Below are 20962 nucleotides of genomic sequence, written 5' to 3' on the forward strand. Positions count from 1 at the left end.
GTCGGCACCTGTTCAGCGCAAGAACGTGTGACATCTTGTGCGACAGGCGAACAAAAAGTCACACGATAATCGCCTGAACGGGAAACCTCAGGCGTCGGTGGCGTCCTCGGCCTCCGCTTTGGCAACCTGACGCATCTTCAACAGCATGCTGGACTTCACCAGCAGCCGCTCGTCGCGCAGTTCGATCGAGACATCGCCCTTGGGGACGGCCCGGCAGGCCAGGCAGGTGCCGTTGGCGTACTCCTCGTCCGACATCACGCTGCTGGCAATGTCGTACTCGTAGTCGACCTCGCCCTCATGAATATCGACCTTGCAGAAGGCGCAACCGCCTCGCCGGCAGGCGAACCGGCAGCCCAGACCCGCGGCCCGCATGGCGTCCAAGAGGGTCTCCCCGGGCTGAACCGTGATGGTCAGGTCGTCGGGAAGAATCGTGAGCCGGGTGGGCTGGGCCATGGCTGTGGTTCCTTTCCGCGGCAGTGCGGTCGTACGGTCGACTGGCATTCGTTCCGGCTTGCGTCGTACCATTGGCCCTCGGATCGGCAGATCCGCGGGGCATTAACTCAGTTGGTAGAGTGCTAGCTTTGCAAGCTGGAAGTCAGGGGTTCGAGTCCCCTATGCTCCACTTTCCTTCGCCGTACGAATTCCGATGTTCCCCAAAGCGGAACGTATTCCGGCGCCCATCTCCGGCGAGCCACCGGCACCCAAACCGATTCGCGTTGCTACCAACTACTCGCGCTGGTGCCGCCGCCTCCGCCGCCACCGCCGCCACCGCCACTGCTGAAGCCGGACGAACCGCCGCCGGAACCACCCGAACTGCTGCTGCTGGTCGAGGGCGGAGCCGAGGCAGTCCGCATCTCGGAGGCGAACGAGCGCATGTCGTTGTTCAATGACGAGAGCGTGGCACCGGAGATGAACGAAACATCGGGCGCGTCGATCCCGCTGTCCCGGGCCAGTTCGCGGCAGACTCGCGTCCATCGATCGGTCAGGTCGAACAGCACCGCCCAGGGCAGGTAGCGCCGGAAGATGTCCTGGTCGGCCTCGAAGGCCAACTGTTCTGCCTCCGCGGTTGCCAGGTAGGTGCGGAATCCCTCCACCTGATCCAGGGCCGCGCGGCCACGGGCCTGCAGGCCCTGTTCGGCCGGTTTGGCCGACAGGATGAAGCCGACGCCGGCGCCGATCACCAGTCCGATCCACGGCGGAATGTCGTGATCGGTTCCCAGCGTGCTTACGAACCACAGTCCGGCCGCGAGCAGCACCCCGAGCACCAGCGCCGGTACCAGCCAACGCACCCAGGTGCGTTGCTCCTGGAACCAGGCCCGGTCCTTGAGGTAGTTCAACTGGTCGTGCTCCAGCGTGGTGCGCATCTTCCGGGCGCTGGTGATCGGCAGGACCCGGCCGGGTTTGTCGGTGGCCCACCGCACGATCTGCTGTTCGCTCTGGGTCAGCCCTTCGACTTCCTCGGCCCGCGCCACGCCGATCGGGTCGGAGCGCAAAGTCACCGCACCCTTGACCGCCAGATCCACCAGCACCGCCGCCATGTGGCTCGGTTGGAACTTGCGGTCCTGCAGCAAACCGGCAATGTGCAGCGGAATCTCCGGCGGGTTGAAGGCCACCGGAATCTCATCGCGACGCCGCGCCGGACGCACCGGCCCGCGGGAGTCGACCACCCCGGGCGCTACCTGGGCATACCGGAAATCACGTACGAACTGCACCCGACCGAGGGCCAATCCGAGGGCGGCCAATGCCAGACCACCGCCGATGTTGGTGACCAGGCCCAGACGGGTGTTGCGCCGATGCTCTGCGTCCAGGCTCTTGGCCAGTGGCGGCACCGACCCGGTCAAACTCGATGCCGGAAACGCCACCGAAAGGATCTCCGCCGAACTCGTGGGGCCGTGGTAGTCGTCCCAGGCCCCGGTTGCCGTATTGCCGTCGGTCTTCAGCTCCGACGAGGAAAAGCAGTCCTCCACCCCGACTTCCTTGTACCTGGATCGTAGACACCGCGCCGATTGCACCGGCCCCGGCACCTCGAAGCGCGCCGAGCGCGGGATGTCGGCCGAGGCCAGGGACGTTGAGGCCAGCATGGGTACCCGGACGGCCGCCAGGTCGCCGTCCACTGCGACCGCACCGGTGGCCTTGTATTGGACGATCACGTCGATGGTGGGGTCGGCCCGGTCGATCGGCACGTACACGCTCAACTGCCGTTCCTGCAAGCTGTTGGCGTCGCGTTGGCCGGTGTCCTCCCACTCGAGAGCATTGCCGTCGCCGTCGGTGATGGAGAGATCCGAGATGTCGATCGTCTGATCCCGGCTCTCGTCCCAGGGCAGCCGGGTCGCGAGTTGCAACCGCAGGGTCTCGGACTCGTCCTCGGTGGGCAGCAGATAACCCATCGTGTACCGCACCCGGGCCGAACCGTCAGGGCTCACCTCGACGTCAGTTTTCGCGCTGGCCACCTCGGCCGAAGAGATCCTGCGCTTCTCCAGAGTCGGCTCGGCGTTGTCGATCGAACCCGGCGGAAATTGGACGTAGACCGTGGTCGCCCGCTCGATGTTCTTGCCGTGGAACTGCGCCACCCCATCGCGAACCTCGTTGCCGCATGCGCCGTGCATCGGCCCGGTGTCGCAGCGGCCACGCGTCACCCCGTCCGGGCCACTGACCCGGACGTTCAGCTCCTTGATGGTGGGGTAGTTGTCGCTGATCACGTCCCATTGCAGTTCCGGGACGCCGTCGAAGGTGCGCATCGCACCCCGCACCCGATAACTGATCACATAGGTCGCATCACGGGTCTTCAATGCGGTGTCCGGGTCGCCGATCTGCAGGTTGATCTCTTCGTTGGAGCCCCAACCCTGGGACTCCTGGGTGAACATGGCCGGGGCTCCGGACGGGCTGGACACCTCGATCTGGTCGATCTCGTAGACGACGTCCTTGTCGGGTTCGGGCTCCCAGGATTCCCTGGTGACGATGCCGAATTTGATGCCATGTCGGCCCTTCTCGGCGAACCGCCATTCCAACTCGAAACGCGCCAGCATGCTGCCGTCGGGCTGTACGTCGAACCGGACGTCGAGACGGCGGATCTCGTCATTGGCGGCGTGGGCGGTTCCGGGAGTCATCAGGACGGTACCGAGAACCAGCCCCACCAGCGCCAGCAATCGCAAAACCCGGTACATGATTGGACGGTAACAGCCGTGAGGCCGACAGCCCCGGGAGTATGCGAGTTTTCGAGACTCTTGTGCGATTTCGTACGCTGGTTGTCATGTGGTCCATGCGCGAGGTCGTCGACTATGCGCTGCAACGCCGCCACACCCTGGAGGCACTGCGGCGCAGCATTCGCACGCTCTCGCACGCGGATGTCTGCGATGCCGATCCGATGTTGGTGCGGGCTGCCCTGCATCACGGTGAAGCCACCGACACGCAGTGCCCGGTGTGCGCCTCCTCGCACATGGTGCTGCTGCGCTATGTCTTCGGTGATCAACTCGGCCAGTACTCGGGCCGAATCAAGTCATCGGCCGAACTCGATTCAATGCAGAGCGAATTCGGTGAGTTCAAGGTTTGTGTGGTCGAGGTCTGCCCCGATTGCGGCTGGAATCACATGATCCACAGTTATCTGCTCGGGGACGGGGTCAAGCGTCGTCCCCCGCGTCGTCAACGAACGGTTGAGGATATTTATGGCTGAGGCTCGCCGCGGCAAGAACGGTTCACGTGGTTCACGAGCCACCTCGGGTGGCACATCCGGAAAGCGCCGCAGAAAGCCACGTTCCCGGATCGCCCGCGTGATGCGGCGAATCGGTCTCACCGCACTGATCGCCTTCCTGGCCGTCACGGTGCTCGGCACCGCCGCGGTGGTGATCGGCTACAACACCACCGACATCCCCGACCCGAACGCCGACTTCCAGACCAACACCACCTTCGTCCAGTACCGCGACGGCTCACCGATGGGCTCCTTCGCGGTGCAGAACCGGCAATCCATCCCCTACGACCAGATGCCGCAGACCATGAAGGACGCGGTGGTCGCGGCGGAGAACCGTTCGTTCTGGACCGACCCCGGCATCTCGGTGCTCGGCATGATCCGGGCGGCCTGGGCGATCGCCACCGGCGGGGAAATGCAGGGCGGGTCGACGATCACCCAGCAGTACATCAAGATCATGTACCTCGACTCCGAGCGGACGATGACCCGCAAGATCCGCGAGCTTTTCCTCGCGGTGAAGATGAACCGTGAGGTACCCAAGCAGGACATCCTCGAGGGCTATCTCAACACGATCTACTTCGGCCGCGGTGCCTACGGCATCCAGGCCGCCAGCAAGTCCTTCTTCAACGTCGACGCCAAGGACCTCACCGTCCCGCAGGCCGCAGTGCTGGCCAGCGTGCTGAACAACCCCGGCATGTACGACCCCAGCGGCGGCGAGGAGGCCCGGGCCCGGCTGCTCGAGCGGTACCGCTATGTGCTGGACGGGATGGTCGAGATGGGCAGCATCACCCAGGCCCAGCGCAACGAATACGCCAAGCAGTTGCCGGAGTTCCCCGAGATCCCGATCAACGAGCGCTACGGCGGCCCGAACGGTTTCCTGCTGAACATGGTGCAGTCGGAGTTGGCCGCGAAGGGTTTCGACGAGAGTCAGGTACAGGGTGGTGGCCTGACCATCGTCACCACCATCGACAAGCCCAGCCAGGACGCCGCGGTCAAGACCGCACAGAAGTACGAGAAGGAGGCCGCCGAGGCCGCTGACAAGCCGGTCAGTGGTATCCATGCCTCGATCGCCTCGGTCGATGTTGCGACCGGCGAGATCCGGGCCCTCTACGGTGGCGCCGACTACATCAAGAACTCCCGGAACTGGGCGACCACGCCGCGGATGGCGGCGTCCACCTTCAAGACCTTCAACCTGGCCGCCGGCCTGGAGGACGGGTTCACCCTGCGCAGCATGCTGCGCGGCAACACCTTCACCCCGCCCGGCGACGGGGTGCCGGTGCGCAACGAGTTCGGCCACCAGTACGGCCAGGTGTCGCTGCTGAAGGCGACCGCCGACTCGATCAACACCGCCTTCGTCGACCTCACCGTCCAGATGACCAACGGGCCCGAGCAGGTGATCAAGGCGGCCAATGATGCCGGCGTGCCCACCGGGCCGGGCTGGGACAAGAACAACCGGATCGGTCTGGGTACCGCCGAGGCCAGCCCCCTGGCGATGGCGTCGGCCTACGCCACCTACGCCGACAACGGACGCCACCACACCCCGCACATCGTCCGCGAGGTGCGCGACGCCAACGGCAAGGTGCTCTACACCGCCGACACCGAGGGGGAACAGAAGGTCGACGAGGACATCTCCCGCGATGTCACCCACGCCCTGACCTCGGTGGTCCAGAGCGGTACCGGTGCCCGGGTGGCGGCTCTGGGGCGTCCGATCGCCGGTAAGACCGGTACCGCCGGTGTCGAGGACGAGATTCGCACCGCCTGGTTCGTCGCCTACACCAAGCAGGTCTCCACCTCGGTGCTGTTCATCGCCGGTGACGACGGCAACGGTGACCTGCACCAGTACCGACGCCCCGGCGACGGAACCTTCTTCGGCGGCACCTACCCGGCGATGGCCTGGTTGGACTTCATGGAAACCGCCACCAAGGGCATGCCGATCGAGGAATTCGACGGGCCGGCCTGGGTGAACCGCGAGCGTCCCAAGGGCCGGCAGCAGGAGACCACCCGTCCGCGTACCCGGGAGCCGGAACCGACCACGAGGTCTGCCGAGCCGACCGAAACCACCGAGCCGACCGAGTCGCCGACCAACGCACCGAGCGAGTCGCCGACCGAGCAACCGACCTCGCAACAGCCGACCGAGAAACCCACCCAGCAACCCACCGAAAAGCCGACCGAGCAGCCGACGCAACAGCCGACTCAGCAGCCGACGACGCAACAACCGACCCAGAAACCCACCCAGCAACCGACGCAGAAACCCACCCAACAGCCGAGCCAGCCACCGAAGGCCACCCAACAGGGTCAGCGGCAAGGGGCTTCCGAGCCTGCCGGCTGACCCCCGGCCCGCCCGGGTGATTCGGGCGCGATGAGTTGGTTGGTTCGACCGCTGCGGTCATACTTGCCCCCGTGACGACGACTCTTCCCTCCCGGGCGCGCAAGCACCAGGCCGCCACCCGGCGCGCCGTCCGGCAGTGGTTGACCTGGCCGAGTCTCGTCGTGGCGGCCGCGGTGGGCACCTGGATCGTGCTGATCCTGCGTCAGTTGCCCTGCCGGACGCCGCTGGCCGGGCCCGGACCGGATGTCTTCGCGCTGATGTGTTATTCCGACGTCCAGCCGCTGTACTCGGGCCGGGGTCTGATGGCGGGCAACACCCCCTACTTCGACTCCGGTGACTACACGGTGTTGGAGTATCCGGTACTCACCGGCCTGTTGTTGGAGATCGAACGGCTGATCACCTCGATCATCGCCCCCCAGGGGCCCGGCCTGAACGGCACCGAGCAGGCGCTGTCGACCAGGGCGTTCTTCGACGTCAACGCGGTGGTCATGTTCGGGTTCTTCCTGCTGTTGGTGCTCGCCCATCTGCGGATCAGCCGGCAACGTCCCGCCGATGTGCTGATGGTGGCGGCGGCACCGGTGGTGATGCTCACCGGTCTGATCAACTGGGACATGCCCGCGGTGGCCCTCACCTCGCTGGCGATCTGGGCCTGGGCGCGACAGCGTCCGGTATTGGCCGGAGTGCTGATCGGACTGGCCACCGCCGCCAAGCTGTACCCGGTGCTGCTGCTCGGACCACTCCTGTTGTTGTGTCTGCGCGCGAACCGGATGGGTGCCTATGCCAAAACCCTCGGTGCCGCGGTGCTCAGTTGGGTGTTGGTCAACGCCCCGGTGTTCCTCTTCGCCCGCGACGCCTGGATGGCCTTCTGGTCCTTCCACTCCGACCGCGGCGCCGACCTCGGGTCGATCTGGTACGCCCTCTCCCTGGCCGGGGTGGACGTGCCCCACATCAGCCGCTGGTCGCTGGTGCTGCTGCTGATCGGATGCGGCCTGATCGGATTGTTGATCATGCTCGCGCCGAGGCGTCCCCGGTTGGGTCAGGTGGCCTTCCTGGTGGTGATCGTCTTCGTGGTGACCGGCCAGGTGTATTCCCCGCAGTACGTGTTGTGGCTGCTGCCGCTGCTGGTGCTGGCCCGGCCGCGCTGGGGCGAATGGGTGGTGTTCACCGTCGCCGAGATGATCTACTTCGGCGCCATCTGGCTGCACCTGGCCGGGCAACTCCAACCCGGTGACGGCACCCCATCGCTGTACATCCTGGCCATCGCGATCCGGGTGATCGTGCAACTGGCCCTGTCGGCGATCGTGGTGCGCGACATTCTCGACCCCCGACTGGACGTGCTGCGCGGCCCCGGTGAGGACGACCAGGTCGGTGGGGTACTCGATCACGCCCCCGATGCCGGCTGGTTCACCCGGCTGCCCACGAGCCGCAGCGCATGAAACAACCCACCGGACGCTGGTCGGCCGCCTCGGGCCTGTACCGGCCGATCGACAGCGACTGGCGCACCATGCTGCAGGCCTGGCTGGGCAGCCGCGGTCTGTTGCTGTTGGTGGGTCTGGTGCTGGCTCTCACCACCGAGCGCACCTTCGTCGATCTGGTCGGCAACTGGGATGCCCAGCATTTCTTCGCGATCGCCGATCGCGGCTATCCGCCGGGCACCGAGGATGTCGCCTTCTTCCCGGGATTCCCGATGGTGCTGGCAGGGGGCAACCTGCTGGGCCTGCCGCCGGCATTCACCGGGGTGGTGGTGTCCACGGTCTGCTCGCTGATCGCGGCGATGGCCCTGGTGCGCCTCGGTGGGCCGTGGGCCAGTGTCGGTTGGCTGTTCGCCCCGGTCGCGGTCTTCACCGTGGTGCCCTACACCGAGGCCCTGTTCTGCGCACTGGCCTTCTGGGCCTGGGTGTGGGCCCGGCGGGACAACTGGTGGGCGGCCGGGGTGTTGGCCGGGGCTGCCTGCACCGTCCGGGTGTCGGGGCTGTTCCTGCTCGGTGCCCTGGCGGTGATGGTGCTCACCCGGCACGGCCGTGGGCGTGGGCTCGGCGGTCGGTTGCGGGCCTGGTCGCGGCGCGGGGTCTGGTTATTGATTCCGCTCGCGGCGCTGTTCGGCTACGCCCTCTTCCTGTACCTGCAGACCGGGTCCTGGACCGCTTGGTACACCGCCCAGGCCGACGGCTGGCATCGCACCATGACCTGGCCCTGGGAGTCGGCGCTGCGCACCCTGGAGTCGGTCGTGCCCGGTGGTTATGCCGACCAGATGGGTTGGGGTGCGGTGATGCGGGCCGAGGTGGTGTCGATGGCGGTCGGCCTGATCACCGTCGGCTGGTGTCTGGGTCGGCGGCTGTGGGCCGAGGCCGCCTGGGTGGCGGTGCAAGTGCTCGCCTTCTCGACCTCGGTGTGGTGGATCTCGGTGAACCGGGCCGTCCTGTTGTGGTTTCCCACCTGGATGATGCTCGCCGCCCTGATCACCTGGCGCCCGAGCAACCGGGTGGCCCGGGGTGCTCATGACGTGGTGGTCGCAGTGCTGCTGTGCCTGGGGGTGGCCGCCATGTTGTGGTGGGCCCGGCTGTTCTTCACCGGCGTCTGGTCAAGTTGACCTCGGCGCGAGGGGAGCGGCGCTCGTCCGCGCTCAGGACTCGATCGCGGCCCTATCGCTGTGCCCGAGCTTCTTCTCGTGACGGCGCAGTTGCCACCGGTCGAATCCCTGCGGATGGCGCACCGTGAGCCGACCGGCGCAGCGGCCGCGCACGATCAGCCGGGGATTGTCACCGGTCGGACGGGTACTGACCCGGGACTTCGCCTCGGAGCTCGCGCCGCTGACCTGCAGGCGCTCGGTGTCCACACCCCAACCCTCGGGTACCACCAGAATCATCGTCCCGCCCCCGCTGATCAACACCAGGTCGATCAGCTTCGTCGCCGGACGGGCCTGCATGAAGTTCAGCCGTACCGTCGACCAGCCGGTGACCACCTCCAGGAACGGCGGCACTTCCCATTCGCCGATCTTGGTCAGCGACTCCTTGGTGTCCAGCACCAGCGGGGTGTCCCAGCGGTAGCCGGGTCCGTCGCCGGCCACCCGTTCGTCGGTGATCACCTCGTGCAATTTGTCGGCCTCGACCAGGTCCTTCAGCACATCGATCAGGTCCGCTCGGGTGACCGCCCCGAAGGCCCGGTCCAATCGCGGCGTCAGCTCGTCGAAGCCGATGCGCCCGTCGCCGGCCGCGTCGCGCAACTGTGCCGCCGCGTTCTCCCGTTGCAGATTGCTGACCCGAAGGCCGTCGTCATGGGTCGAATCCATATCCGCATGCTAGCGACGAGGGAGTCAGTCCTTCTTGCGGCCGATCACCCAGTCGCGCAGGTTGCCGACCGTGTCGCCGACATCGCGCAGCAATTTGGTGACGGCGTCCTCCGACTTGGCGAAGGCTTCGGAGTAGCTCTCGGCGGCCGCCTGGGCCTCTTCGCTGATGGTGGCGTTGTCATCGTCGTCACGCTTGGGGTACTCGCCGCCGATGATCTTGATGTACTCCCCGGAGGTGGCCCACTTCTGCAACTCACCGGCGCGGATCACCGCGAAGGGATGCGAGGCGGTCTCCAGCATCACCCACTTGAGTACCGAGTCGCGCAGGTCTTCGGTGGCCGCGTATTCGCGGGCCTGCTCCAGGAAGGTGGCGGTGTCGAGCTGTTCCAGGTGCCCGCCGCTGGCCAGTTTCAGCATGCTGCGGATCGCGGCCCCCTTGTCCTGGGTGGCCAACAGCCCGGCCCGGTCGGCGGAGAGTTCGGACTTGCGCTGCCACTCCATCAAACCCGCGGTGATCACCCGGAAGGCGATGCCCGAGAAGGGAATCGAGCCGAACGATCTGGTCATGCCCATGATCAGCAACAACAGGGTGCGGTACAGGGCATGCCCGCTGACCGCGTGCCCGAGTTCGTGGCCCAGCACGAAACGCAGTTCGTCGTCGTCCATCAGATCGACCAGGGCCGAGTTCAACACGATGATCGGCTTGTCCATGCCGATGCACATGGCATTGAGGGTGGGGTCGGCCACCACGTACAGCTCGGGCAGATCGGCGATGTCCAACACCACCCCGGCCTCGGCATAGAGCTGGTAGATGCGCGGGTACTGCCGGTCACCGACCCGCACCGCCGAGCCGAGGTAGTTCATCCGCACCATCCGCTCCGGGATCACCCCGGACAGCTTGCGCACCACCACATCGAAGCCCTTGAGCTTGCGCAGGGCCGTCAATGCTCCCCGATCGGCGGGGTGTTCCCAGGCTCGGGAGCTGATCCGGGGAAGACGAACGCGGGCACGGCTGATGTCGGTCATGGATCCCATTGTGACGCGCCGGTGGGGCACTGCGCCGTTGCGCCCGGGAACCCGCGCCACCCACGGCACCGCGCGGGGCTGGTGGGGTCAGTGCCACCCAAGTGGCTACCGGCTTGACGTGGTCGCTGCTGCAACCTGCCCGATTTCGGCCCTCCGAACCCGCATGCGGTTTTCCGTGCCGAGATTGTGCACTTTGCAGCAGGGGAGTGCCGGCAGCGGGCGACTGGGATGGTTTCGGGAGCCGGTACGGGGTGCTCGCCGTCGCAACGGGTGGCTTCGAACCAGCCGGTAATGTCGTGGATATGACTTGTGGGGTGAGTGCGTGAGCAATACCGATCTCGGATTCCTGATCATTGGTGTCTTCGCGCTGCTGTTGGCGTTGTTGATCGTGTGGGTGTTGCGACTGTTCCGTCGCGACCAGATCTTCACCGGAATCACCCCCGGACAGTTCCCGATGCCCGGGCAGGATGCCCCCCGGACCCGGGTCAAAGGCGGCCAGGAGTACTCCGGCCCGGTGGCGGTGCAGTTCACCCCTCCGCCCGGCCTCAGCCCCGGATTGGTCGGCACCGTGGTGGACGGTGTCGCCCACATGCACGATGTCACCGCCACCATCGTCGACCTGGCCGTGCGCGGCTACTGCACGATCGAAACGGTGAATGCCGACGGCACCAAGGTCGACCGCCCCGAAGAAATGCAGGGCAAGGACAAGCGCCGGCGCGACTGGTTGATCACCCAGCGCACCGACATCAACCCCAACCTGCTGTCGCCGATCGAGAAGCGTCTGCTCAGCCAGATGTTCGCCCACGGGCCGCGGGTGATGATGTCGCAACTCACCAGCCGGTTCGGCATGGCGATGCGCGAGGCCCAACAGAATCTCTACCACGAGGTCGTCACCCGCGGGTGGTATCCGAAACACCCCCGCCAATCCGGGCCCTCATGCCTGGGCCGGCTCGGCGTGGTGGTCGGCATCCTCGCCTTCCTGATGTTCGCCGGTGCCGGCTTGCCCGGAATCTGGGGCGCGCTCTGCGGTGCGATGATCCTGGCCGCGTTCATTCTGCTGTGGCGCTTCGGACGGGGTCGGGTGCCGCGTACCGCCGAGGGCACCGCGGTGCGGATTCAGGCCCTGGGATTCAAGCAATACCTGGAAACCGCCGAGGCCGATCAGATCAAGTTCGAGGAAGCCGCCGACATCTTCAGCCGCTATCTGCCCTACGCGATCGTCTTCGGTGTGGCCGAGCACTGGGCCAAGGTCTTCGGTGAAGTGGCCGCCCGGGCCCGGATGGCGGGCGTCGATGTGACTGCCCTCGACCTCAGTTGGTTCGTGCTCGATGCCGCGACCGATGTGCTGTGGTACACCTCGCTCTTCGGTGGCGACATGATCGACTTGGTCTCCGCGGTCGACTTCGGCGGAATGGTCGCCGGGGCCACCGACGGTCTGGCCGGATTCGCCGAGGGGGTGGGTGACTTCGTCGGTTCGGCCGATCTGCTGCCCGACCTCGGCGATGGTTGCGACGGCTGCGACTTCGACTTCTTCTGAGCCGGTACCGGGCCCACGCCACTGCCCGAATGGCGCACGCTCGGTTGCGAACGGGAAACAGCAACGTCAACGAAAGGTGATAGTTGCCGATCGTGACCTGATTCTCAGCCAATCTGACCGCGGAACGGGGCAGGATATGGCCTGTCGGCCACCCGGGCCGGTTCGTGGAGGTGTGTTGAGGTGTATCCACCGCCCGAGCCGCCGCGCCCTCGTCCCGACCCACGACCCGGTCCGCCGGACGGGCCTCCCGGGTCGGGTTGGCCGGCCCCGCACCCACAGTGGAACCCGCAACCTTCCGCCACCCCACCGCAGCCGTCCTGGGGTCCCCCGCCGCACCATTCACCCGCGGCACCCGCGCCCCAGCAGCAGGAGTGGTCGTCCCCCCATCCGCAGTGGGCCCCACCCACCGGACGTCCGGTCAGATCCCGCGCGGCCGCCCGACGGGGCTGGACGGTGGTCATGGTGGCCCTGGTCGCGATCGGAATGCTCGCGGCATCGCTGGTGGCTGCGGCCCCGTCGGGCCGGCTCGAGGGAGGCCGGGCGGCCGAACTGATCGGTGCCGATGGACACTCCCAGGTCTTGGCCGGCCCGCAGGGGGAGCAGGCGGAGCAACGCGAATGGGCGCATCTGTACGGCTTCGAGGCCTTCAACGGCCCGTACGAGTTCTTCTACCTGCCGACACTCCAGGACGAGGGTGGGATGACCCTGGACGAGGCCCTGCGCACCCAATGGATTCGACACACGACCACGCTCGCCGATGGGTCCCAGGCCCATGTGCTCTATTCCCTCGACAAGACCGGGCTGCACCTGCATCTGACGATGACCGACAAGCTGGTCATCGCCTACGTGCCCGGCCGGCTGGACGTGCCCGCCGATGTCGCGCCGGGGGACGAGTGGGATTTCGAGGGCCGGATGCATGTGTACGAAGGCAAGAGCTACGCCTACACGTCCAGGGCCGATGCCTCCGAGGCCGAGGAATTCGGTGCCGAGTGTGTCCGGATTCGGCATACCGATGAGGTCGAAGGCATCGGTGAGATCGAGCAGAACCTGGTGTGGTGCCCGGGCCGCGGCGTGGTTGCCGACGGTGACCTGGCAGTCACCGAAATCGACCGGCCGCAGCGCGAATACGTCGAGCAGAAGTGGAATCCGCAGAACTGGAAATACCAGCAACCGGTATCGCAGCAGCTCGAGGGCAATGAACTCCGGATCAATCCGATCTCGCAACCGCTGGGCACCACCGGACGTTCCGCGGCGCCGTACACCACCCAGGACGTGCTGGCCTTCGATGACAACTGGATCTACCGGGGGGTGAATCGTCCCGGGGGCAAGGTCGTTGCCGCCACCCAGGTTCAGGAATTGAGCCTGATCGCGACCTCCGAACGCACGATCACCGCGGTCACCGACACCTTGTGGCGGCGATGGCAGATCGAGGTGCCGGACGTGATCGTGCAACTGATCCCGGCCGGCCCCGACCACTTCGTCAGCGTCAATTCCAACGGCCGGGTGTCCCTGCATGCCCTCGACGACGGAGCGGTCGTGTGGCAGCGCAACTACCCCGGCGCGGCCGATTTCGCCGTCACGGTGCGGGACGGCCGCGTCTTCGTGGTCAGCGGCCGACAGCAGATCACGGCGTTGGATCAGGCCGATGGCAAGACCCTGGGCACGGTCGAACTGCCCGATAACCCGGTGGCCGTCGGTGGCGCAGGTGATCTGCTGGTGGCGGTCGGTGACTCGGGCCGAATGTTCGCCTTCGGCACCGATGGCACGGCCAGATGGTCCACCCAGACCGACGGAACCCAAATCACCGCCCACATCGTGGTCACCGACCGGGAGGTGGTCTACGGCGACTCCGATCAGGTGGTCGGGATGGATCGCGAGACCGGCCAGGTGGTGTGGCGCTACGACCTCGACGCCCGGCAACTGGTCACCGATGGGGAGTACTTGGTGGTGTACGCCCAATCGCACCTGACCGTATTGCGAGGCGGCGAGGTGATGCACCAATGGGCGCTGCCGGTCGAGTACGCGACCAGTGATTTCTACTGCGGCGCCCTGCCCGACGGGGTGGCCTGTATCGATGGGGTCGGACGGATCAGCGAGGCCCGTCCATGAAACAACTGTGGACGATCCTGCGGCGCTGGGTGAACCTGGCGGTGATCGACGCCGTGCGCAGCGGCGTGCCCCAGCCGAGGCAGTGGTCCCATGGACTACGCGCGGTGACCGCGGTGGGCGCGCTGGCGTTCCTGCTCGCGGCCGCGTTGACCCTTCTGTCAACACCATTGCGGGCCGAGACCGAACTGGCGGTCGGAGCCCAGCATTTGGTGCTGCCCTCGTGGTCGGCCCCCTTGGTGCTGTGGATTCTGGTCGTGGCGATGAGCCTGGCGGCGACCGCGATCCTGCACCTGCACCCGGTGCTGCGCCTCTTCGGCTGGCTGGCGTTGACCTTCCTGATGGTCACCTTCCTGCCGCCGCTGGCGAACGAACCCGTGGTGGCCTTCGGACTGCTGGCCGCCGGCAGCCTGTCGTTGCTCGTGCTGATCGTGGTGAGGTGGCGCAAGTCGTTCCACCCGGTGGAGTTTCTGTTCGCCTCGATCGCGGTGTCACTCGGCACGCTGGCACCACTGGTGCGGGCCACCGGCTCATCCACCTACGGTTTCGACCATCGGCCGCTGTACATCGAGGGAACGTTGATCAGCTTCGTGCTGTTCGCGATGCCGCTGCTGCTGGTGACCGGCTATGCGATGGCGCAGGTCACCACTCGCCTGGCCACAGATCTCGGCCCCTCCCTGGACGGCCGGGCGCTGGCCGTGGTGGCCGCGGTGCTGGCAGTACCGGCACTGGCGCTGATCGGCTGGCATTGGTGGCAGGGCAATGAGCTGTGGACCTTCGATGCGATGCTGACCTCGGCGGTTTTGCTGATCGTCCTGGTGGTGCTGGCTCTGCCGCTGTGGGTGCGGGCCCGAGGTGCGGGTCTACCGCCGGTGGCAGAGGTGGACGAGGGGTTCGGCCCATGGCTGTACCCGATCGCCCTGGGCCTGGTGGCCCAGAATCTGCCGGTCTTCATGCTCACCCAAATCGCTCCGGTGGCTGGAATCCTGTTCGGGCCCGACATGGCCAACAAGCTGATCGAGTTGCCCTCGTTCACCCAGACCCCCATGGCCCGAGCGATCTGGCGAATTCTGCTCTCGATCGGATTCGTGGTGGCTGCTTGGCTGTTCGCCCGGAGGGGCCGGATGGGTGGCCCCCTGGCTGCAATCGCGGCAGCGGCGGTGATCGCAACGGGTGCGGTGGGTACCGCGACCGGATGGCGCTACACGTTCACCGGGGAGGCGTTGATCCAGATCGCGGTGCTGGTCGGTGGGGTGACCTTCATCGTCCGGGCCGTGCGCCGCAAGATCGACCAGCGGACGTTGATCGGACTCGTGGGCCTGCTGGCCCTCACCGTGGCGTACCCCTTCCGGCACCTGGTCGGGGAACCGATCGACGGCATCGCCGGTCAGGCCGGCGGCGCTCTGGTGATCTTCGGGGTCACCTGGCAACTGCTGTCCGGGGCCGGATTCACCCGTAGGTCCAGCCGCGTCGCACCTGCTCCCGCGCGGGTGCTGCTGTTCACCGCCAACATCGTGCTGACCGCCGCGGTGATGGCCTGGGTGGCCCTGACCCGCCGGACGGCCTCGGTGATCGACCCGGCCGCCTACGCCAACACCGGCGACCACATGTTCGGCACACCGCTGTTGGCGGCGGTGCTGGTGCTGTTGGTGCTGCAGATCATCACCGGCGGGGACGCGCGGAGAGTCGAGACCCGCGAGGACGAGGCCCTCGAGGTCGAGGTCGCGGTGCACCAGCAGACCGGTCAGGTGTGGACCCCGCAACCGAGCGGACCGGTACCCGGCATCCAACCGCCCTGGACGGCCCCCGGGCCACCGCAACGTTGAGGACGGACGCGTTCAGGGGGTGGGTGGCAGACCCGGGTACCTCGGGGCGCGCACCCCGGCAGCCGCCAGGGCCTCCTGGCCCTTCTCCCGGATCACCCGCTGCACCCCCCATTGCTGGTTCGGCTCGCACCGGGCCATGATCCGCAGCGTCATGGTGTTGCCGCTGAGCGATTCCACCCCGAGGACGGTCGGGGCATCGAGCAGTTTGTCCGCCAGAGTGCCGCCCTCGGTCAGTTCGGTCATCGCGTCCCGCAGTGCCGCGATCGCCTTCGCGGGGGCCTCGTCGTTGGCGACGGGCAGGTCGATGATCGCGGTGGACCAGCCCTGGGAGTGGTTCGCGATCCGGGTGATTTCACCGTTGCGGACGTACCAGATCACTCCTTCGGCATCGCGCAGGCGGGTGATCCGCAGGGTCACCTCCTCGACGGTGCCCTTGCACTCCCCGGTGTCGACCAGATCACCGACGCCGTACTGGTCCTCCGACAGCATGAACAACCCCGACAGGTAGTCCTTGACCAGCGATTGCGCGCCGAAACCGAGTGCCACGCCGCCGATACCGGCCGAGGCCAGCAGCGGCCCCAGTGGCAGCCCGACCGCCGACATGATCGTCAACAGGGCGAGCACCACGATCACGATGGTGGCCACATTGGTCAGCAGTGACCCCATCGTCGCGGTGCGCTGTTTGTGGCGCTCGTGGGTCAACCCGGCGGCCCGGGCGAGCACCCCGGGGCGTTCCGCCGCGCGCTTGTCCGCCCGGGCGATGGAGTTGGCCACCACCCGGCGGATCGCCCGCACCACCACCCAGCGGCCGAGGATCGCCACCAGCAGGGTGACCGCGATGACGATCGCGGTTTCGGGCCAATCCACGGTCAGCATGGCAATCACGCCGCCACACCCAACAGCCGCGGCAGCACCTCACCCAGCCGGCCGCGCACCACCGCGTGCACCCAATCGTCGAAGGGGGTCTCCTCGGCGTTGACGATGACCGCCCGGGCGCCCTCACTCAGGGCGGTCGGCACCAGGCCGGCCACCGGCTGGACGGTCAGGCTGGTGCCCACGGTCAGCAACACATCACAGTCGGTGGCGGCCGCGAACGCCGCGTCCAGTACCTCGGGAACCAGCATTTCGCCGAACAGGATCGTGGTCGCCCGGGTGATGCCGCCACAGCGTGGGCAATCCGGGTCGGGGTCGCCGGCGCGCACCCGTTCGATCTGATCGATCATCGGGCCCGTGGCGGGGCAGGAATCGCACTGCCATTCGCGCACCGAGCCGTGGACTTCCAGCACCTTGTCGTCGGCATTGCCGGCCACCTGGTGCAGGCCGTCGGTGTTCTGGGTGATGATCGCCTGCAAGCGGCCCTGCTTCTCCAGTTCGACCAGGGCCTCGTGGGCCGGGTTCGGACGGGCCTGCCAGACGGGGGACGCGGCACGGTACTGCCAGGCGGCCCGGCGCACCTCGGGGTCGCCCAGGTAGGAATCCAGATGGGAGATGAGTTCGGCCTTCGGGTTCTGCGTCCACAGGCCCTGTGGGCCGCGGAAGTCCTGAATACCCGATTCGGTGGAAATCCCCGCGCCGCTCAGCACGGTGATCCTCTCCGCCTCGGCCAGCAGATCGACGGGGTCGGCTCTCATGGTTGAAACGGTACCCGCCCGTGCTCGACGACCAAGCCGGTAGCCGTTCTTTCACGGTGCGGTCGCCTAGGCTCGAGTCACCCGTCCCCGTCGTCCAGGAGCACCGTGAGCAAGCAGAACCCCAGTCAGTGGGAGAAGATCACCGCCGAGAACCCCGAGCACTCGAAGTGGTACATCGAACGGTTCCGGGCGATGGCGGCCGACGGTCAGGACCTGGCCGGTGAGGCGCGGCTGATCGATGCGATGGCCGACCGGGATTCGCGGATTCTGGATGCCGGCTGCGGGCCGGGCCGGATCGCCGGCCACCTGCACCGGCAGGGGCACACGGTGGTGGGAGTCGATGTGGACCCCGAGCTGATCGCCGCCGCCGAGGTCGACCACCCCGGGCCGACCTATCTGGTGGCGGACCTGGCCGAACTCGACCTGCCCGCCCGTGGCGTGCCGGACCCTTTCGACCTGATCGTCTGCGCCGGCAACGTGATGACCTTCCTCGCGCCCGACACCCAGGTGAATGTGCTGGACGGCTTCGCCCGGCATCTGGCCGAGGGGGGACGAGCGGTGGTCGGTTTCGGGGCCGGACGTGGTTACGACTTCGCCCAGTTCCTCTCCGATGCGCGGTCGGTGGGGCTCGCTGCGCAGCATCTGCTGTCGACCTGGGATCTGCGTCCGTTCACCGACGAATCGGGGTTCCTGGTCGCGGTGCTGGGCCGCGACTGAGCCGTTGCCGAATCAACTGGTGATGTCCTTACCGGCGAACCGGGCCCAGGCGGCACTGCCGAAGACCACGATGTAACCGGCCGCCAGCAGCATTCCGCGGGTCAGGTTGTCGGTGAAGATCGGTTCGCGAAACAGATCGACCCCGTCGGTCCAGTGGTGCACGAGCAACCACGGGTGCAGCCAGTCCAACTGGGGCACCGCATGCAGGATCCACAGCACCATCACCACCCCGGCGGTTGCGAGGGTGGCGGCCACCGGCTGCTCGGTGAGGGTCGAGATGAACAACCCGACCGCGGCCAGCGCGGCCAGGCAGATGGCCAGGTAACCGACCAGCAGCGCCAGTCGGCCCAAGCCCTCCACCAGTGGGATCTCGTTGCCCGACAACAGCCGCACCGGTTTCAGCCCGAACAACAACCAGCCGGCCAGCAGCCCGGCCACCGCGACCGCCAGTGGGGCGATCACCGCTCCCACCACCAGGGCCGCGTACTTGGTGATCAGCAGCCGGGTGCGGTGCACCGGGACGGTCAGCAGGTAGCGCAGGGTGCCCTGGTTCGCCTCCCCCGAGATCGCGTCACCGCACAGGGCGGATACGGCCAGGGGCAGGAAGAAGGTGATCATCACGCTCAGTGCGCTGAGTGCGACGAAGAAGCCGTTCTCGCTGATGTCGGTGATGAAATCCGGGCCGTGGCCGCGTCCGGTCGGACGGGACACCCGGATCGCGAGCGCCATCACCACCGGCACCGCGGCCAACACGGCCAGGCCCACCTGGTTGCGGCGCCGTCCGGCGATCAGGCGCAGTTCGGACCGGAACAGCCGCAGAGCCCTACCCGCTGACATCGAAACCCTCCCCGGTCAGGGCGATGAACAGGTCTTCCAGGCTCGGCCGGGCCACCTCGAAACCCTGTACCGCCACTCCCGCGTCGACCAGGGCGACGACGAGTTTCTCGGCGGGTTCGTCCGCATCGATGAAGCCGGTGACCCCGTCCTCGACCGGTTCTACATCGACGACGCCCAGGCCGGTCAGCACCCGGGCGGCGGTTTCCTGATCGGGGGTGCGCAGATTCACCCGCGGCTGGGCGCTGGAACGCACCTCGGCCAGGGGGCCCTGGCTGACCAGCACGCCGGTGCGCATCATGCCGACGTGGGAGCAGATCTGTTCGACCTCACCGAGCAGGTGACTGGAGACCAGCACGCTCAGCCCGTCGGCATTCAGATCGGCCAGCAGGGAACGCACCTCGCGGGTGCCCTGCGGGTCGAGACCATTGGTGGGCTCGTCCAGAATCAGCAGGTCGCGGGGTTGTAGCAGGGCGGCGGCGATGCCGAGGCGCTGGCGCATGCCCAGTGAATAGGCGCGGTAGCGCTTGGTGGCGGCCGCGGCCAGGCCGACCCGGTCGAGGGCCTGATCAACCCGGGTGCGGCAGGTTGCGGGGTCGGCGTTGAGGTCAGCGGCATCGAGCCGGGTGAGGTTCTCCCGTCCGGACAGGTAGGGGTGGAAGCCGGGCCCTTCGACCAGGGCACCGACCCGGCCGAGCACCCGGGCGTCGCCGCGACCGACCGGTTCACCGAGCACGGTGGCGGTGCCGGAGCTGGGGCGGATCAGCCCGAGCAGCATCCGGATCGTGGTGGTCTTGCCCGAACCGTTGGGGCCCAGGAAGCCGTACACCGAACCGCGCGGAACCTGCAGGTCGATGTTGTCGACCACGCGTTGGGCGCCGAAGTTCTTGGTCAGCCCCGAGGTCAGGACGGCCGATTCCGGTTCGTTCACGAAATGGCGTCGACCACGGTGTCGACCGGTACCAGGCCGAACGCCAGCCGGCCGTCATCGGTCAGCACCGCGGTGGCCAGGTTGGTCTTCACCACTTTGCCCTTGCCCCAGGAGCCGGAGACCTCGGGCAACTGGTCGAGCCACTGTTCCAGATCGGTCGGCTTGGCACACGGCTCGGAGGGGGGCGGCATCGGCGGCATGGTCATCACCGTCACCCGGTTCCAGCCCTCACCGACCGTGGTCGGTTCCGGCTGCGACTTCTCGTGCTTCTTGTCGGGGTGCTTCTCGGGAGTGACTTCCTCGACCGTCGCCCCCGACGGCGGGGTGAAGTCGAAGACCGACGGGTCGGGTGCGGTGAAGTCCACCGACCGGTAGCCGACGCTGATCGCCGGCCGCTCGGTGCCGGAGGCGAATACCTGCACCCGCAGCGGAGTGCTGGTTTCGCTGTCGACCGCGATGGTCGCCCGCTCGACCAGGGTCTGGTCGGACTTCGGTTCCAGCACCAGCACATAGGCCGGGCGTCCGGCGACCCGTTCCGAATCGGTCACCGTCACCTCGGTGCTGGGTTCGACCGCGGCCAGGATCTCCTTGGCGGCCTGCTGGGGTGTCGTGTCGCCGGCGTGTTTGCCCGATTCGCCTTCGTGCTCGGGCACGGTGGCGTGCTTGGCGGTCTTGTCCTTGCTCGACCACTGCCACACGTCGTCGCCATTGCGCACCACGGTGGTTTCACTGTCCTCACCCATCAGCGAGGCCCGGGATTTGTCCGCACCGTCCTGCCAGACCCGCACGGTGTGGGTGCCCGACAGCAGTGCGGTGTAGTCCGAATCGCCCGGCAGGGCGGGCAGACCGAGGTCGGCGCTGGTCTCGACGGTGCCGTGGAACTCGTCGACATTCGAGTTGTGGATGTCGACCAGGAGTTGCTCGGGGCTCTTCGGGGGCAGCTTCGGGTCCGCCCCGGCCATCGGGATCACGGTCATCGCCGCGATCGCGGCCACGGCAGCAGCAGGTACCGCCCAGCGGGTGATCGGGTGCTTCTGCGTCCACGCCATGGGCC

The 20962-nt window shown here is 67.3% G+C and carries 17 protein-coding genes and 1 tRNA gene; 9 read left to right on the top strand and 9 right to left on the bottom strand.

The window, feature by feature from the left end:
* Positions 1 to 87: 87 nt before the first annotated feature.
* On the bottom strand, positions 88 to 453 hold the full coding sequence (locus tag ACR4XW_RS07265) for a 2Fe-2S iron-sulfur cluster-binding protein (RefSeq protein ID WP_434759865.1): 366 nt from the start codon (positions 451 to 453) through the stop codon (positions 88 to 90).
* Positions 454 to 549: 96 nt separating this feature from the next.
* Here ACR4XW_RS07265 and ACR4XW_RS07270 point away from each other — a divergent pair.
* Positions 550 to 622, top strand: a tRNA-Ala gene (locus ACR4XW_RS07270).
* 97 nt (positions 623 to 719) lie between these two features.
* Here ACR4XW_RS07270 and ACR4XW_RS07275 read toward each other — a convergent pair.
* Entirely contained in the window at positions 720 to 3164 is a 2445-nt protein-coding gene (locus ACR4XW_RS07275) for a DUF2207 domain-containing protein (RefSeq protein ID WP_434759866.1), read from the bottom strand.
* Between the two features lie 86 nt (positions 3165 to 3250).
* Between ACR4XW_RS07275 and ACR4XW_RS07280 the strand changes: the two genes are divergently transcribed.
* The 4 genes from ACR4XW_RS07280 (at position 3251) to ACR4XW_RS07295 (ending at position 8601) form a co-directional block, all read left to right on the top strand.
* Entirely contained in the window at positions 3251 to 3670 is a 420-nt protein-coding gene (locus ACR4XW_RS07280; RefSeq protein ID WP_434759867.1) for a DUF5318 family protein, read from the top strand.
* Positions 3663 to 6011: a transglycosylase domain-containing protein gene (locus ACR4XW_RS07285; RefSeq protein WP_434759868.1), complete on the top strand. Its 2349-nt coding sequence runs from the start codon at positions 3663 to 3665 to the stop codon at positions 6009 to 6011. Before ACR4XW_RS07280 ends, ACR4XW_RS07285 begins: the two co-directional genes overlap by 8 nt.
* Before the next feature lie 71 nt (positions 6012 to 6082).
* Positions 6083 to 7447, top strand: coding sequence for a glycosyltransferase family 87 protein (locus ACR4XW_RS07290; RefSeq protein WP_434759869.1), 1365 nt, complete (start codon positions 6083 to 6085; stop codon positions 7445 to 7447).
* Entirely contained in the window at positions 7444 to 8601 is a 1158-nt protein-coding gene (locus ACR4XW_RS07295; protein ID WP_434759870.1) for a hypothetical protein, read from the top strand. Before ACR4XW_RS07290 ends, ACR4XW_RS07295 begins: the two co-directional genes overlap by 4 nt.
* A gap of 33 nt (positions 8602 to 8634) precedes the next feature.
* Here ACR4XW_RS07295 and ACR4XW_RS07300 read toward each other — a convergent pair whose 3' ends face one another.
* The gene (locus ACR4XW_RS07300) at positions 8635 to 9300 is read right to left on the bottom strand and encodes a DUF1707 SHOCT-like domain-containing protein (RefSeq protein ID WP_434759871.1); all 666 of its coding nucleotides are present in this window, start codon (positions 9298 to 9300) and stop codon (positions 8635 to 8637) included.
* 24 nt (positions 9301 to 9324) lie between these two features.
* On the bottom strand, positions 9325 to 10326 hold the full coding sequence (locus tag ACR4XW_RS07305; protein WP_434759872.1) for a M48 family metallopeptidase: 1002 nt from the start codon (positions 10324 to 10326) through the stop codon (positions 9325 to 9327).
* 322 nt (positions 10327 to 10648) lie between these two features.
* Here ACR4XW_RS07305 and ACR4XW_RS07310 point away from each other — a divergent pair, with 322 nt between their 5' ends.
* The 3 genes from ACR4XW_RS07310 to ACR4XW_RS07320 all read left to right on the top strand — a co-directional run bounded on the left by ACR4XW_RS07310 (position 10649) and on the right by ACR4XW_RS07320 (position 15795).
* The gene (locus tag ACR4XW_RS07310; protein ID WP_434759873.1) at positions 10649 to 11863 is read left to right on the top strand and encodes a DUF2207 domain-containing protein; all 1215 of its coding nucleotides are present in this window, start codon (positions 10649 to 10651) and stop codon (positions 11861 to 11863) included.
* Between the two features lie 462 nt (positions 11864 to 12325).
* Positions 12326 to 13972 carry an outer membrane protein assembly factor BamB family protein gene (locus ACR4XW_RS07315; protein WP_434759874.1) on the top strand — a complete coding sequence of 549 codons (1647 nt, stop codon included), beginning with the start codon at positions 12326 to 12328 and terminating at the stop codon, positions 13970 to 13972.
* The gene (locus ACR4XW_RS07320; protein ID WP_434759875.1) at positions 13969 to 15795 is read left to right on the top strand and encodes a hypothetical protein; all 1827 of its coding nucleotides are present in this window, start codon (positions 13969 to 13971) and stop codon (positions 15793 to 15795) included. Before ACR4XW_RS07315 ends, ACR4XW_RS07320 begins: the two co-directional genes overlap by 4 nt.
* A 12-nt stretch (positions 15796 to 15807) precedes the next feature.
* On the opposite strand, the gene ACR4XW_RS07325 is transcribed toward ACR4XW_RS07320, so the two are convergent.
* Positions 15808 to 16671 (bottom strand): mechanosensitive ion channel family protein, encoded by an 864-nt coding sequence (locus ACR4XW_RS07325; protein ID WP_434759917.1) that lies wholly within the window; start codon positions 16669 to 16671, stop codon positions 15808 to 15810.
* A 5-nt stretch (positions 16672 to 16676) separates the two neighbouring features.
* Complete coding sequence (locus tag ACR4XW_RS07330) at positions 16677 to 17426, bottom strand: SIR2 family NAD-dependent protein deacylase (protein ID WP_434759876.1); 750 nt, start codon at positions 17424 to 17426, stop codon at positions 16677 to 16679.
* A gap of 105 nt (positions 17427 to 17531) precedes the next feature.
* Between ACR4XW_RS07330 and ACR4XW_RS07335 the strand changes: the two genes are divergently transcribed.
* Positions 17532 to 18143 (top strand): class I SAM-dependent methyltransferase, encoded by a 612-nt coding sequence (locus ACR4XW_RS07335; RefSeq protein WP_434759877.1) that lies wholly within the window; start codon positions 17532 to 17534, stop codon positions 18141 to 18143.
* 12 nt (positions 18144 to 18155) lie between these two features.
* Here ACR4XW_RS07335 and ACR4XW_RS07340 read toward each other — a convergent pair whose 3' ends face one another.
* Genes ACR4XW_RS07340 through ACR4XW_RS07350 form a run of 3 tightly spaced genes read right to left on the bottom strand, consistent with a single transcriptional unit; the run spans position 18156 to position 20957 of the window.
* Positions 18156 to 18980: an ABC transporter permease gene (locus tag ACR4XW_RS07340; RefSeq protein ID WP_434759878.1), complete on the bottom strand. Its 825-nt coding sequence runs from the start codon at positions 18978 to 18980 to the stop codon at positions 18156 to 18158.
* Positions 18967 to 19908, bottom strand: a complete 942-nt coding sequence (locus ACR4XW_RS07345; RefSeq protein ID WP_434759879.1) for an ABC transporter ATP-binding protein — start codon at positions 19906 to 19908, stop codon at positions 18967 to 18969. The genes ACR4XW_RS07340 and ACR4XW_RS07345 overlap by 14 nt, the downstream gene beginning before the upstream one ends.
* Entirely contained in the window at positions 19905 to 20957 is a 1053-nt protein-coding gene (locus ACR4XW_RS07350; RefSeq protein WP_434759880.1) for a LolA family protein, read from the bottom strand. The genes ACR4XW_RS07345 and ACR4XW_RS07350 overlap by 4 nt, the downstream gene beginning before the upstream one ends.
* Between the last annotated feature and the right edge of the window lie 5 nt (positions 20958 to 20962).

This window comes from Pseudenemella bisphenolivorans (genome assembly GCF_051133435.1).
Classification (GTDB): Bacteria; Actinomycetota; Actinomycetes; order Propionibacteriales; family Propionibacteriaceae; genus JAAYAO01.

Bases quoted from the DNA above. Each gene is read 5' to 3' on its own strand.
- ACR4XW_RS07265 (WP_434759865.1), bottom strand. From the start codon at position 453: ATGGCCCAGCCCACCCGGCTCACGATTCTTCCCGACGACCTGACCATC.
- ACR4XW_RS07275 (WP_434759866.1), bottom strand. From the start codon at position 3,164: ATGTACCGGGTTTTGCGATTGCTGGCGCTGGTGGGGCTGGTTCTCGGT.
- ACR4XW_RS07280 (WP_434759867.1), top strand. From the start codon at position 3,251: ATGTGGTCCATGCGCGAGGTCGTCGACTATGCGCTGCAACGCCGCCAC.
- ACR4XW_RS07285 (WP_434759868.1), top strand. From the start codon at position 3,663: ATGGCTGAGGCTCGCCGCGGCAAGAACGGTTCACGTGGTTCACGAGCC.
- ACR4XW_RS07295 (WP_434759870.1), top strand. From the start codon at position 7,444: ATGAAACAACCCACCGGACGCTGGTCGGCCGCCTCGGGCCTGTACCGG.
- ACR4XW_RS07300 (WP_434759871.1), bottom strand. From the start codon at position 9,300: ATGGATTCGACCCATGACGACGGCCTTCGGGTCAGCAATCTGCAACGG.
- ACR4XW_RS07305 (WP_434759872.1), bottom strand. From the start codon at position 10,326: ATGACCGACATCAGCCGTGCCCGCGTTCGTCTTCCCCGGATCAGCTCC.
- ACR4XW_RS07320 (WP_434759875.1), top strand. From the start codon at position 13,969: ATGAAACAACTGTGGACGATCCTGCGGCGCTGGGTGAACCTGGCGGTG.
- ACR4XW_RS07325 (WP_434759917.1), bottom strand. From the start codon at position 16,671: ATGCTGACCGTGGATTGGCCCGAAACCGCGATCGTCATCGCGGTCACC.
- ACR4XW_RS07330 (WP_434759876.1), bottom strand. From the start codon at position 17,426: ATGAGAGCCGACCCCGTCGATCTGCTGGCCGAGGCGGAGAGGATCACC.
- ACR4XW_RS07340 (WP_434759878.1), bottom strand. From the start codon at position 18,980: ATGTCAGCGGGTAGGGCTCTGCGGCTGTTCCGGTCCGAACTGCGCCTG.
- ACR4XW_RS07350 (WP_434759880.1), bottom strand. From the start codon at position 20,957: ATGGCGTGGACGCAGAAGCACCCGATCACCCGCTGGGCGGTACCTGCT.